Consider the following 14,360-nt stretch of genomic DNA (forward strand, 5'->3'; position numbering starts at 1 on the left):
TACAAACACAAAAAAGACCACTTAATAAAGTGGCCTTAAATTTAGATAATGACATATTAGCGAGAATGATTAATGAGGTTGTCCACCAATCATTGATGTCATACGAATATGGCGACCTTCACTGACTTCCATATTCGACAATACAGCTAATTGTGGCAGGCTACGGCGTAAGAAACGTGACAATAATGAACGTAACGCATGATTGACTAATAATACAGGAGCTCCACCTGACATCTCTTGGTGACGTACCGCATCCGCTGCTTGTTGTTCAATATTTTCAGCCAGTCCTGGCTCTAAACCGCCGCCACTTTGCATTGCTTGAACAAGAATACGCTCTAAGCTTGCATCTAACCCAATGACTTGGATTTCATCTTGATCGCCAAACCAGTGTTGTGTAATCGCACGACGAAGTGCAACACGAACAACCGCCGTTAATTCAGCCGGATCTTTTTGATCTGGTGCATGCTCTGCTAAGGCTTCTAATATGGTTCTCATATCACGAATAGGCACTTGTTCAGACAGCAGGTTTTGCAATACTTTGTGCAATACAGTGAGTGAAAGCATATCTGGGATCATATTTTCTGTCATTTTAGGGAGCTCTTTACTCACCCTATCAAACAGCATTTGTGCTTCTTGACGACCAAATAATTCCGATGCATATTTCGCTAATACATGGTTAAAATGTGTTGCAATAACGGTACTTGCAGCAACAACGGTATAGCCCTGAACCTGAGCTTGCTCTCTTAAGCTGTCATCAATCCAAACAGCAGGTAAACCAAATGCAGGCTCTTGAGTAATATCGCCCTCTAAAGAGCCAACGGCATTACCCGGATTGATTGCTAACCAACGACCTGGATGCGCTTCACCATGACCAATTTCAACCCCTTTCATTAAAATGCGATAAGAAGAAGGTCTTAATTCCATATTGTCTCGGATATGAACAACAGGAGGAAGATACCCCGTTTCCTGAGCAAACTTTTTACGGATACCACTAATTCGGCCTAACAACTCACCATTTTGGCGACTATCTACCATTGGAATTAAGCGATACCCTACTTCCATCGCTAATGGATCTTCAAGTTGTACATCTTCCCATGAAGCTTCAACAACACGATTTTGTTTTTCAACTTCTTCCATCTCTTTTTGTTGATGCACTTCAGGGTTAGCGTTGCGACGTAAGATATACCAACCTAATCCACCTAATGCTGCGGTGAAGAAAAGGAAAACAAAGTTAGGCATTCCTGGTACTAAACCTAACAGACCTAGCACACCTGCGGTTAACAGTAGAACACGAGGGTTGTCAAACAGTTGGGTAACCATCTGTTGCCCAACATCTTCATCTGTTGCAACACGAGTAACGATAACACCCGCTGCTGTTGAGATAATCAATGCAGGAATTTGAGCAACCAGACCATCACCGATGGTTAAAAGAGTATAAGTCGTTGCAGCATCGTTTAATGCCATCCCGTGTTGAGCGACACCGACAATAAGACCACCCACCACGTTAATCACAAGGATCATTAAGCCTGCGATGGCGTCACCACGAACGAACTTACTCGCACCATCCATTGAACCGTAAAAGTCGGATTCCAATGAAACTTCTTTACGGCGTTTTTTTGCTTCGTCTTCGTTGATAATGCCTGCATTCAGGTCAGCATCGATTGCCATCTGTTTACCCGGCATTCCATCTAACACAAAACGCGCACCTACTTCAGCAATACGTCCCGCCCCCTTAGTGATAACCATAAAGTTAATCAAAATAAGGATGATAAAGACCACAATACCGATAGCAAAGTTACCGCCAACAAGGAAATGGCCAAAGGCTTCAACAACGCGTCCCGCAGCATCTGGCCCTGTATGTCCTTCCATTAAGATGATACGTGTTGAAGCCACGTTTAATGATAAACGTAACAACGTAGTAAACAGCAAAATAGTAGGGAAAGCAGCAAAGTCCAAAGTACGTCGAGTGAACATTGCGACCAACAGCACCATGATGGAGAGTGCGATGTTAAAGGTAAATAATAAATCCAATAGAAAAGGTGGCAATGGCAATACCATCATTGACAGTATCAACAAGATAAGCACTGGCCCTGCCAGTATCTGCCACTGAGAACTTTTCCAATTTCCCGGCAAGCGGAGTAATGAGGCCAAATTAGCCATGACGATTATCTTCTCCAGCAAAGTCCAGTGCGGGAGGCACTGGCAAGTTCATAGGTTGTTTAGGTTTTAAACCACCTTCGGTTTTCCATCGTTTCAGTTGATAAACCCATGCAAGCACCTCGGCAACCGCAGCATAAAGGGTTGAAGGTATTGCATGACCTATTTCACTGTGACGATATAACGCCCTAGCAAGCGGTGGCGCTTCTAGAAGCGGAATTCGATTTTCTGCACCAATCTCTTTAATTTTTAACGCAATAGCCCCTGCACCTTTTGCTAAAACTTTAGGTGCGGTCATTTTGTCGTTGTATTGCAGTGCAACAGCATAATGTGTTGGGTTCGTAACAATAACGTCTGCTTTCGGTACATCCGCCATCATTCGGCGACGAGACATCGCATGTTGTTGCTGACGGATACGCGCTTTAAGTTGCGGATCACCCTCTTGCTGTTTAAATTCATCTTTAATTTCTTGGCGCGTCATACGTAGCTTTTTCAAATGACTACGAATTTGGAAAATAATGTCGAATGCCACCATCGGTATCAGCATAAAAACCGTAATGTAGACGGCAAAAATCAGCAGTTGCATTGCATTGGCTAGCGCACTAAGCGGTGGCAGTGTGATCAAATGGAGAATATCGTTCCAGTTGTGCCATAAAAAAACGGTTGCGGCGATCCCCACAAAAGTTGATTTCAGTATCGCTTTAAATAATTCAGCCAACGCATTCATTGAAAATATGCGTTTTAACCCAGAAATAGGGTTCCATTTTTTTGGATCAAACTTAATGGATTTACTGCTAAAGTTAATCCCGCCTAATAAGGCAGAGCCACCAATTGCCACGATCACTAACCCCAAAAACACGGGAGATAGCGCAAAAACAGCTTGTTTAATCAAGCTACCAAATCGAGGGATCAACAAATTCTCATTACCAATAAGGTGATGATTAAACGTAAATCCTTCTGTTAACATGGCATGTAGCCCACGGGTGATAAATCCACCACTCATCCACAGCAAACTCACGCCCCCCAAGATCATTAATACGGACGATAGCTCTTTAGAACGGACAATTTGTCCATCCTTTTTGGCTTTTTCCCGTTTATGGGGTGTGGGTTCCTCTGTTTTTTCGAGATCGCTATCTTCAGCCACAGTCTGTCCGATTTAGATATTGAGATTAAAAGCATGAATGAAATGACTCTAAGCATGACAAATTCAGAGGAAATTGATGGGCTGAACAATCGCAAATTTACGGGGCTTTTTGGGCTATGACGGTATGCACTGGAAAAACAACTCAATGATAAAAATGGAGATATAAGCAATATTGACGCTGATTATAAGGAAATCAGCAAAATTCACAGTAAAATTGAGTAATTTTGCTTTTGATGATTATTTCGACAACATCAAAAGCCGCTTAAAAAAAGCGGCTTACATTTTCTTCAATAGCGTGGGCTATTAAAGCATTATTACGTACTTTTTTATCCATAAAATACATCATCCTAAAAGAGCTGAGCATAGAGCGAATGCGTCCTGCATATCTCAACGTCCTTATCGCCCTAAAACTCATTAGAAGGTTAGAAACCTAAACTTTCCAGTAAATCATCAACTTGATCTTGATTTTTGATCACACCAGCGTTGTTTTTATTAACCTGTGGACCATTTAATAAAGAGTCAGTCTCTTTCTTCACATTAGACTTTTCAAGTTGCTCTGGTGGCAGGTTTTCCATTAGGACCATCACAAGTTGTTTTTCAATTTCTTGAACGACACTCATCATGCGCTTAATTACCTGGCCGGTCAGATCTTGGAAATCCTGTGCCATCATAATTTCCAATAACTGACTGTTAGTAAAAGCCGTACTCTCAGGGATATCCCGCAAATAATTGCGGGTATCTGTTACAAGAGAGCGTACATCTTTCAGCTCTTCTGGCTGTTCAAACCATTGGTCCCAACGTTCAGTAAGCTTAGTCGCATCGGCACTTAACGCATCCTGTTTAGGCTGCGCAGCTTCGACACAGTTCAATGTACGCTCAGCTGCCTGAGCGGTCATTTGAGCAACATAGTCCAGTCGTTCCCTAGCGTCAGGGATGGCTTCTGCTGCTTCGGCTATTGCTTTATCCAATCCTAATTCTCGCAAACTGTCGCGTAACATCCGCGTCAATTGTCCGATCCGGCTGATAATATCAGATGTCATTTCAATATTATCTTTCGGCATAATTGGATTCCCACTCATTGCGACTCCTTAGATGCCCAGTTTTTCAAAAATTTTATTTAGTTTTTCTTCAAGAATTGCTGCTGTAAAAGGTTTAACAACATATCCACTTGCACCAGCTTGCGCTGCTGCAATGATATTTTCTTTTTTAGCTTCAGCGGTTACCATGAGTACTGGTGTTGCTGCAAGTCCCGCATCACTACGAATATTTTTAAGAAGCTCTAGACCATCCATGTTTGGCATGTTCCAGTCTGTGATCACAAAATCGATTGCCGAATTGCGTAATTTAGCTAACGCGTCAGCACCATCTTCTGCTTCTTCTACATTCGTAAATCCTAATTCCTTTAGCAAATTACGAACTATGCGGCGCATTGTTGAAAAATCATCAACCACTAAAAATTTCAGATCCTTACTTGCCATTGAAAACTCCTTCAAAATATATCGGCAAATTACTGTGTTGCTTTTTAAACTGAACTTAATCAGATACGCAATGATTGTGTGCTACTGATTTTCATCAGAACAGCTTTACTCATTGCGCTTATGCTTTTCACCTCGTCTACTGCGCCTAATTCAACCGCAGCACGAGGCATACCAAAGACGACACAACTCGCTTCATCTTGTGCAAAGGTATAACTACCAGCGCGACGCATCTCTAATAAACCAGCAGCACCATCACTTCCCATTCCGGTTAAAATCACACCGATGGCATTACGTCCCGCATATTTTGCGACAGACCTAAATAGCACATCGACAGAAGGACGATGACGATTGACCGCAGGCTCTTTATTAATGTGGATCTGGTAGTTAGCACCATTACGACGAAGCTCCATGTGATAATCACCTGGCGCAATATAAGCATGCCCAGGTAATACACGTTCGCCATCTTCTGCTTCTTTTACACTAATTTGGCATAAACGATTTAATCGTTCTGCAAATGAGTGTGTAAACCCTGCGGGCATATGTTGCGTAATTAATATCGCAGGGCTGGTAATAGGTAATGGTTCTAGAAAATTACGAATAGCCTCTGTGCCACCAGTTGATGCGCCTACTGCAATCAACTTTTCACTCGAAATCATCGGTGTAAATGACAATGATTTAGAAGGAGGTGCTTGTACTTCTCGGCGATTAATTCGTGCCTGTGCAGCAGCACGAATTTTCTCGGCAATCAGTTCACTATAAGCCATCATACCTTCACGCAAACCAAGCTGTGGTTTAGTCACAAAATCAACTGCGCCCAGTTCTAACGCTTTTAACGTCACTTCTGAGCCTTTTGCTGTTAATGATGAGACCATAACGACAGGCATTGGTCTTAATCGCATCAGTTTTTCCAAGAAATCAATACCATCCATGCGTGGCATTTCAACGTCTAACGTTAATACCTGTGGGTTGTACTTTTTTATTAAGTCACGAGCCACTATAGGATCTGGTGCACAATCAACAACTTCCATATCGCTATGACTGTTGATGATTTCTCGCATGATTTGACGCATTAGCGCCGAATCATCAACACAGAGTACCGTTATTTTATTCATAACCTCTCCTTGCTGGTGTCAGCCCGTAAACGGTATGCCCATGCAAGTAGAAATCCTTGCTAAGCTGGCTTACATTTTCAGAATGTCCAACAAACAGCATTCCGTCTGGCTTAAGTAATGAGGTAAAGCGGTTAAGTAAGGTTTGTTGTGTCGCTTTGTCAAAATAGATCATGACATTACGACAAAAAATCGCATCAAAACTGCCTTCTAAATCCCATTGCTTATCGAGTAAATTCAAATACTGAAAAGAGACCATCTCGCTAATTTGCTGTCTAATTTTCACGTATCCTTCAAAATCGCCGACACCTTTGAGAAAATATTTTTTCAAATATTCATTATTTAATGTTTTAAGCTCTTCCTGTCGGTAAACACCTTTTCGTGCTTTATCCAACACATTAGTATCGATATCGCTGGCAATAATTTTGGTTTTATAAGGGTTATTTCCAAAAACATCGCGTAAAGTCATCGCAATTGAATAAGGTTCTTCTCCAGTAGATGCAGCTGCACACCATACTCGGTAGACGCCTCCTGCTCTTTTTCTGGCATGTTTTGCCAAAATAGGAAAATGATGCGCTTCCCTGAAAAATGCGGTGAGATTGGTTGTTAATGCATTTACAAACTCTTGCCATTCAGGGTTGCGTACATCACTTTTAAGAAACGCAAGATAGTCACCAAAGTTATTCATCCGTAATTCACGTAACCTCCTAGTGAGACGGTTATAAACCATCTCCCTTTTGTTGTTAGTCAGCACAATACCTGCCTTTTGATAAATCAATTGGCATATAGATTGGAACTGATCATCGGACAACATAAACCGTTGGGTAAAAATATCCAACGGTTGAGCAGCGATATCTGATAAGACTTCAGTAACATTACGTTTCATTGTTTTTTAATGGGTCTTTTTAAAAAATGATTTTTTATCTGCTTTTTTCAACCCATTACCTTCTAGGGATGAAGAGTTATTATCCTCATCCGTGTCAGGCAACTCGAATGCCGATACAGCATTAACAAGGTTATTAGCCTGATCTTCTAATGCTGCGGCAGCAGATGCTGATTGCTCCACCAAAGCAGCGTTTTGCTGTGTCACCTGATCCATCTGACTGACTGCATCAGCGACTTGGTGAATACCTCGGCTTTGTTCATCAGAAGCTGAGGCGATTTCTGCCATTAACTCAGTGACTTTATTTACTGATGTGACGAGTTCCTCCATTGTCTGCCCTGCATTATTAACGAGTTGAGAACCTTGAGAGACACGTAAAACAGATTCATCAATCAACAATTTAATTTCTTTTGCAGCATCAGCACTACGTTGAGCAAGGTTACGAACTTCTCCAGCAACAACAGAGAATCCACGTCCTTGTTCACCCGCGCGAGCAGCTTCAACCGCCGCGTTAAGTGCTAATATATTGGTTTGGAACGCAATACCATCAATCACACTGATAATAGCCCCTATCTTTTGAGAACTTTGTGTAATCGCATCCATGGTTTCAACAACACTATTCGTGATTTGGCCACCACGAATGGCTGTTTCAGAAGCAGACTCTGCGAGCTTGCTCGCTTGCAGGGCGTTATCAGCATTTTGTTTTACCGTTGCTGTTAACTCTTCCATGCTTGCCGCAGTTTCTTCTAACGAAGCAGCTTGTTGTTCAGTTCTTGAGGATAAATCCGTATTTCCTTTGGAAATTTCTTGAATACCAGAATACATAGCATGGCTGTTGTCTCGAACGATACGAATAGAACGCGCGAGCTCACCACGCATATCTCGTAGTCGTCTAAACACATCCCCTATTTCATCATCGGTGAAGACAAGAATTTCACGATTTAATTTACCGGTAGCAACATCATTAAAATAACGGCTTAAACTTGCGAAAGGCTTAATGATATTAAAACTTAGCCAGCGATGAGCGGCGAGTGATACAACAATAACCATCGCTATTGCACCGATAAACATCAAGATAGCAATAGTATAAGAGCGATGTCCCTGCTCTATAGATTCAGTAATTTCGCTCTGAACATAATTCATATAGGTATTAAATGAATTTTCCATCGCTGTTTGATAACGTTCCGTTGGTTGATCTAAAAAACCTTGGAAGTTATTGTTTTTTAACATGCTATGTAATTCAGTTAATGCACCATATAAAACGTGATAATCGTTTTTTACAGCTTCAACGATTTCTTTTTCTTCTGTTGGGATTGCCTCTTTATTTATCTCAGCAAGGAAATTTTGAAAATGAGTATTCGCCGTTTCCAAACGTGAAAGTGCAATTGATTCAATAGATTGAATATAATCCGTTGACTGTTCAGTTTTCACTGCAATAGCTACACGATTAATCGCATTACGTGTTTGTATTAAAGATGCCCAACTTAATCCTAATTCATCTCGCTTAGATGTATCTATATCTACTTTGGTGAGTTGTTCGTTATTCAAATGAACGATCCCTAACGAAATACCACTAGAAATCACCTGCATAACGCAAAACATCATCAGTAATAAATAGAGACTGGTGGATATCTTTAATTTGCGAAACCTAAACATGCCTTCACCTCGTTTAAAGCGGTGGTTAAAAGCCACCGCTTGTCAGCCACTTGTTGTTGTTAGAAAGTTTCCCAGTTAGCGGGGTCTTCAACACTGCTGCTCTTTTTCTTTTCTGAGGTTCCTGGTTTTATAAGTGGAGCAGCGGCTTTAACTACAGGGGTTGCATCCGATTCCTTTCTTTCTAGCGTTTTTTCTTCCTGACCCGGTAATTTGAAGATTGAAACTAAGCGAGTTAATGCAACTGCTTGATCTTCAAGACCAGCAGCAGCGGCTGCAGATTGTTCTACTAAAGAGGCGTTTTGCTGAGTGACACGATCCATTTCAGAAACCGCAAGGCCAACTTGTGAAATACCTCGGCTTTGCTCATCTGATGCAGAAGCGATTTCGCCCATGATGTCAGTAACACGCGTTACTGAATCCACGATACGCGTCATCGTCTCACCCGCACTTTCAACGAGTACAGAACCCGTTTCAGTACGATTTACAGAATCTTCAATCAGTGTTTTTATTTCTTTAGCAGCTTCTGCACTTCTCTGTGCAAGGTTACGAACTTCACCGGCAACTACCGCAAATCCGCGACCATGCTCACCGGCTCTTGCAGCTTCAACAGCTGCATTCAGTGCCAAAATATTGGTCTGGAATGCAATGCCATCGATAACAGCTGTGATATCGGTGATTTTCTGAGAACTTCCGGCTATGTCGTGCATCGTTTGCACCACATTAGCAACAACTTTTCCGCCTTGGCGGGCAATATCTGAGGCGTCATTAGCAAGGTTACTTGCTTGGCGAGCATTGTCCGCGTTCTGTTTCACGGTCGCCGTTAACTGTTCCATACTTGCAGCAGTTTCTTCTAACGAAGCCACTTGCTCTTCTGTACGAGCAGATAAGTCATTATTTCCAGCAGCAATTTCACTTGTACTGTTATAAATGTTTTCCGTACTTTGATAGACACCACGAACAGTTTGAATAAGCTCTTGTTGCATATGTTTTAAACCATTTGCTAACAAGCTCATTTCATTGCGACCATTCACTTCGATATTTGGACGTAAATCACCTTCAGAGAAGGTTTTAATACTTAATAGAAGTGAATTTAATGGTCTAATTAAGGCATTACGTAATGCAAACCAGCATAGAATTAATGCCGAGATAACGATAATAGCTAACACAACCATAGTAATGACAGTACGTTGATGAGAGGCTTCTAGTGCCACATTTAACTCTTCGTTAAATTTTTCATTGCGCATGACATATGCAAGATATTCTTTATAAAAAGCGTCTTGATAACCCGTGGTTGGTTGCTCAAAAAAGTCTTTTAAGTTTCTATCTTGAAGTAAAATTTCTAGTTGGTTTAATGCAGAGAAATATTCGATAAAACGCCCTTTTAAGCTACGAACATCATCTTCTGAGTGAACTTGATAAGCGGTAATATTCTTTTCAAATTCTTTAAATTTCTCGTCTGCACGAGACATATTTTTACGAGCAAGCCCCGTCAAATAGTCAACAGACAGAGAATCATCTACATTAAGATTTTTATCTTGTAATAAAAAACTAATCGCTGCACGATTAATATTATTACGCGCTTGTAGTAAGTTAGCCCAGCTTTCATCTAGACGCTCACGTTGATCCTGTATTGTTAGTGTTTTATTCAGGTCATTTCTTGTCTCAACGATATTTGAGTAAAAAACACCCCCAGATACAAACTGCAAAACACCAAACAACAGAAGAATGGATAATAATCCAGTCACTATTTTCATTCGGCTAAACATAGTTTCCCTTTTTATAATAAATGGTAATGAGCAAGTTATCGGCAGACTTAAGAGAAACTTTATAGGATTCATTTCGCCTTAGTCGCATTTTTGCTCCATTAGAAAGCGGTGGTAATACTGTTTTTAATTAAAATTATAAGTATAAGTATAAAAAACTTTAAAGTTATTTCCGTCAGTAGAAAAATATTATAGCTAGGTGATAGCTACTTATAAGTTGATAAATAATAAAATAGAACTTAACTAAAATTATTAGTTCTTTTTTATCTTTTAATTTTACTTAAAGTTAATTTAATGCTTTAGCACTCGCTAATAAAATAAAAAAAGATAGAAATAGCTATTCCGGCAAAATTACCGGAACAGTATTTAGATTATTTTTAAAAAAACAAAACTTATTTAGCTTGAATTGTTGCGCTATCGACTAATTCCATTTCTTCACTATTGAGTAATTTTTCAATATCCACAAGAATAAGCATTCTTTCATCTAAAGTACCTAAACCTGTTAAATACTCAGTAGACATTGTGACCGCAAACTCTGGCGCGGGGCAGATCTGCTCTGGTTTTAGCGTAAGAACATCAGAAACGCCATCAACAACAATTCCTACAATTCGATTTAATAAGTTAACCACAATAACAACAGTATTGTCATTATAAGTTACACTTTCTTGTGAAAATTTAATACGCAGATCAACTATCGGAACAATAACGCCCCGTAAATTAGTTACGCCTTTAATAAAGCTAGGTGAATTAGCAATACGTGTAACTTGGTCATATCCGCGAATTTCTTGAACCTTTAAAATATCAATTCCATATTCTTCATCGCCCAGCGTAAAAATTAGAAATCCTTGTCCAACAGTTTCACCGGATAATTTCTCGAAATGTTCCGAAGCCATAATCTTATTTTATCCTCACTATTAAATGACTGCGCTTGCAGTTGTATTCTTTTTCTTATTCGTCATTTGTGTATGACTTAAACGTTGCAATTCTGGTACATCAAGAATTAAAGCCACACTACCGTCGCCCATAATTGTTGCAGCAGATATACCAGGAACTTTTCGGTAATTGCTTTCTATATTTTTAACAACAACTTGATGCTGGCCAACTAATTGATCTACCAATAAAGCATAACGACGTCCGGCACTCTGAACAATAACCGCAATTGCTTGGGTAATATCAGTTTGAGCGCCTTCAATATTAAAAGTACGATGCAGTTCAATCAGTGGTAAATATTCCCCTCTGACCTGCAATAATTTCTCATCGCCAGCCAATGGATAAATATCGTCTTCTTCCGGTTGTAAAGAACTGACTACCGTTCCTAATGGTAAAATAAAGACTTCGTCATGAACTTTAACGGACATACCATCTAAAATTGCTAATGTCAGTGGAAGTAAAATACGAATGCGCGTTCCTTTACCCACTTCAAAACTGATTTGAATTTGACCACCCATCTCTTGGATATTTCGTTTTACAACATCCATACCCACACCGCGACCAGAAACATCTGTTACTACTTCTGCGGTAGAGAAACCGGGTGCAAAAATCAGCATAGCAATTTCTTCATTGCTCATATTTTCAGAAACAGCAAGCCCAGAGGAAATCGCTTTTTTCAAAATACGTTCGCGGTTTAATCCAGCACCATCATCAGTCACTTCAATACAAATATTACCGCCTTGATGTTCCGCAGACAGGGTTAATTGCCCCGCTTCCGGTTTACCCGCCGCAACACGATCAGCGGGCATTTCAATACCGTGATCAAGACTGTTACGCACTAAGTGAGTTAAAGGATCGATAATTTTTTCAATTAAGCTTTTATCAAGTTCTGTTGAGCTACCAATCATGTTTAGCTCAACTTTCTTATTCATTTTACCTGCAACATCACGCACAACTCGAGGGAAGCGACTGAAAACATACTCCATCGGCATCATACGAATTGACATAACAGATTCTTGTAAATCACGAGAATTACGCTGTAGCTGAGCAATACAACTTAGTAAATCACTATATATTGCTGGATCAAGACTACCACTGTGCTGTGCCAACATTGACTGAGTGATAACCAGCTCACCCACTAAGTTGATTAATTGGTCAACTTTTTCAACGGCAACACGAATACTGCTTGATTCTGTTTTCGGTGCAGCAGCGGCAACAGGTCTTTTCGTTGGTGCTGCCGATGCTGCTGGTGCTTTAGCAGGTTCTGCCGATGGCGTCACTTTTTCAGCAACGGTTTTTTGTACAGGCGCTGGTTGCTCAACTTGGATTTCAACATGAGCATCATCAACAGATGTTGTACTTTCTTCTGTAACTGTGTTTTTTTCTGCAACAGCCACTTTTTTAAACGAGATTTGTTCAGGTTCAATCACAAAACAAAGTACAGCGCTGATATCTTCTTCTGTTGCAGTGGTTTTCAATATTGCTTCAAGACCATGATGCTGTTTTTCAACTTGGCTAACTTCACCAAGATGTTTTAATTCATCAAGCATTAAATCAATATCTGTCTCTTTAAGATCAGACAAAATAATATGATGATAATAATGTCCATCAGCCGCCATCGTCGATGCGACTTCGACCATAGTTTCTACGGCTTCACTTTGCACATTTTCAGCGTCAGATGACAAAACAGGAGTTTCAGTCATTGTGGCCTGTGAGTCTGAAGCTTCAGATCCAGCAACAGCCTCAACGTGAGGAGCGGATTGTTCTTCTTTTACATCGAGAGCCAGCTGACGCAACTTCTCACAAATATAGTTAAATGTTTCCTCATCAGGTTCTTGTGAGTTTTTATGTGCATCCAATTGCTGTTGCATAATATCTTTCGCTTCCAGAAACAGGTTAATAATGTCGTCGGTGAGCGCCATCTCATGACGTCTTGCACTATCGAGCAAGTTTTCAAGCACATGAGTGGTCTGTTGAAGTTTAACGAAGCCAAATGTTGCAGCTCCTCCTTTTATGGAGTGTGCACTACGGAAAATCGCATTCATCTGTTCTTGATCTGGATTTGCAGGATCAAGTAACAGTAAATGCTGTTCCATATCAGCTAACAACTCATCTGCTTCATCAAAAAATGTTTGATAAAACTCAGTAATATCCATCGTTACTCATTCACCTTTACGCGATTACTAACAAATTAGGGTGCTGTTCCCTGCTTTGTAGTAATATTTGTCGATTGTGATGGCAAACTTTCCCCAGAAAATCCTGTTTCAACATTTTCCTTTTTTGATTCGGGAAGCTCAGATGCAGAAGACACAGACGAACCCGTCTGTGTGTTTCCTGCTTTTTCTTGTGGGGTTTCTTGCCCTGAAAGTAGAGGTTCAATTTCTGAAGTCTCTGTTACTGTCGGTGCAACCCGCTCATTTTCTTGTACAATTTTTTGTTCTGCTTGCTTCGTTAAGACCAAAATACTGATCCGTCGGTTAGCAGGTGCAAAACCATCCTCTTTAACTAAATGAACTGTTGATGCCATACCTACAACACGCAACACTTTCCATTCACTCAATCCTGCACCAATTAATTCTCGACGAGAGGCATTCGCACGATCTGTTGATAGTTCCCAGTTACTATATTTTAAAGCGCCACTTGCATAAGGAATATCATCGGTATGACCTGATAAACTGATTTTGTATGGCGTGTCATTTAAAATAGGTGCTATTGCCGTCAAAATATCCTTCATATAAGGTTCAACGGTGGCACTACCGACTCTAAACATAGGTCGGCTTTCTTTATCTATAATCTGAATTCGTAACCCTTCATCCATCATGTCTATTAATAAATGAGGCTTCAGATCTTTTAACCGAGGATCATTTAAAATGACTTGCTCTAAACTGTCTTTTAAACGACGGAATTGTTGCTTTTCATTGAGCTGTTTATCTTCCTGGCCTTTTGGCAAAATATCACCTTCGTTATAGACAGGATCACGCCCTCCTCCAGGAATAGGATTGGTTGCATCCCCACTAAATCGCCCTTTCTCAATAGCAACTTTTAATGGCGTACGAAAATATTCGGCTACACGAGTTAATTCTTGAGGGCTAGCGATTGAAAGTAACCACATCACCAGAAAGAAAGCCATCATTGCAGTCATAAAGTCAGCATAAGCTATCTTCCATGCACCACCATGAGCGTTATGTTGTTTTCTCCCTCGCTTTTTAACTCGAATGATTTGTGAATTACTCTTCATGA

General features: G+C 40.4%; 11 protein-coding genes. All 11 read right to left on the minus strand.

Going from position 1 to position 14,360, the window contains the following annotated elements; genetic code table 11:
• Positions 1–69: 69 nt before the first annotated feature.
• Positions 70–2,160 (minus strand): flagellar biosynthesis protein FlhA, encoded by a 2,091-nt coding sequence (flhA, locus tag ACNARN_RS13890; protein ID WP_198619826.1) that lies wholly within the window; start codon positions 2,158–2,160, stop codon positions 70–72.
• Positions 2,153–3,301, minus strand: a complete 1,149-nt coding sequence (gene flhB, locus ACNARN_RS13895) for a flagellar biosynthesis protein FlhB (RefSeq protein ID WP_198619825.1) — start codon at positions 3,299–3,301, stop codon at positions 2,153–2,155. The genes flhA and flhB overlap by 8 nt, the downstream gene beginning before the upstream one ends.
• 422 nt (positions 3,302–3,723) lie before the next feature.
• Entirely contained in the window at positions 3,724–4,380 is a 657-nt protein-coding gene (cheZ, locus tag ACNARN_RS13900) for a protein phosphatase CheZ (RefSeq protein WP_023581808.1), read from the minus strand.
• A 9-nt stretch (positions 4,381–4,389) separates the two neighbouring features.
• Complete coding sequence (gene cheY, locus ACNARN_RS13905; RefSeq protein WP_023581807.1) at positions 4,390–4,779, minus strand: chemotaxis response regulator CheY; 390 nt, start codon at positions 4,777–4,779, stop codon at positions 4,390–4,392.
• A gap of 59 nt (positions 4,780–4,838) precedes the next feature.
• Positions 4,839–5,891, minus strand: a complete 1,053-nt coding sequence (locus tag ACNARN_RS13910; protein WP_109373805.1) for a protein-glutamate methylesterase/protein-glutamine glutaminase — start codon at positions 5,889–5,891, stop codon at positions 4,839–4,841.
• Entirely contained in the window at positions 5,884–6,774 is an 891-nt protein-coding gene (gene cheR / locus ACNARN_RS13915) for a protein-glutamate O-methyltransferase CheR (protein WP_109373806.1), read from the minus strand. Before cheR ends, ACNARN_RS13910 begins: the two co-directional genes overlap by 8 nt.
• A gap of 6 nt (positions 6,775–6,780) precedes the next feature.
• Positions 6,781–8,427 (minus strand): methyl-accepting chemotaxis protein, encoded by a 1,647-nt coding sequence (locus ACNARN_RS13920; RefSeq protein WP_198619824.1) that lies wholly within the window; start codon positions 8,425–8,427, stop codon positions 6,781–6,783.
• A 59-nt stretch (positions 8,428–8,486) separates the two neighbouring features.
• A complete protein-coding gene (locus ACNARN_RS13925; protein ID WP_160230501.1) occupies positions 8,487–10,193 on the minus strand; it encodes a methyl-accepting chemotaxis protein in 1,707 nt (568 codons plus the stop codon).
• Between the two features lie 389 nt (positions 10,194–10,582).
• Entirely contained in the window at positions 10,583–11,083 is a 501-nt protein-coding gene (gene cheW, locus ACNARN_RS13930; protein ID WP_023581802.1) for a chemotaxis protein CheW, read from the minus strand.
• 21 nt (positions 11,084–11,104) lie between these two features.
• Positions 11,105–13,276, minus strand: coding sequence for a chemotaxis protein CheA (gene cheA, locus ACNARN_RS13935; RefSeq protein ID WP_198619823.1), 2,172 nt, complete (start codon positions 13,274–13,276; stop codon positions 11,105–11,107).
• A 35-nt stretch (positions 13,277–13,311) separates the two neighbouring features.
• Complete coding sequence (gene motB, locus ACNARN_RS13940) at positions 13,312–14,358, minus strand: flagellar motor protein MotB (protein WP_416304579.1); 1,047 nt, start codon at positions 14,356–14,358, stop codon at positions 13,312–13,314.
• Positions 14,359–14,360: the final 2 nt, after the last annotated feature.

This window comes from Proteus sp. TSJ240517, assembly GCF_047921575.1.
In the GTDB taxonomy this organism is placed as follows: domain Bacteria; phylum Pseudomonadota; class Gammaproteobacteria; order Enterobacterales; family Enterobacteriaceae; genus Proteus.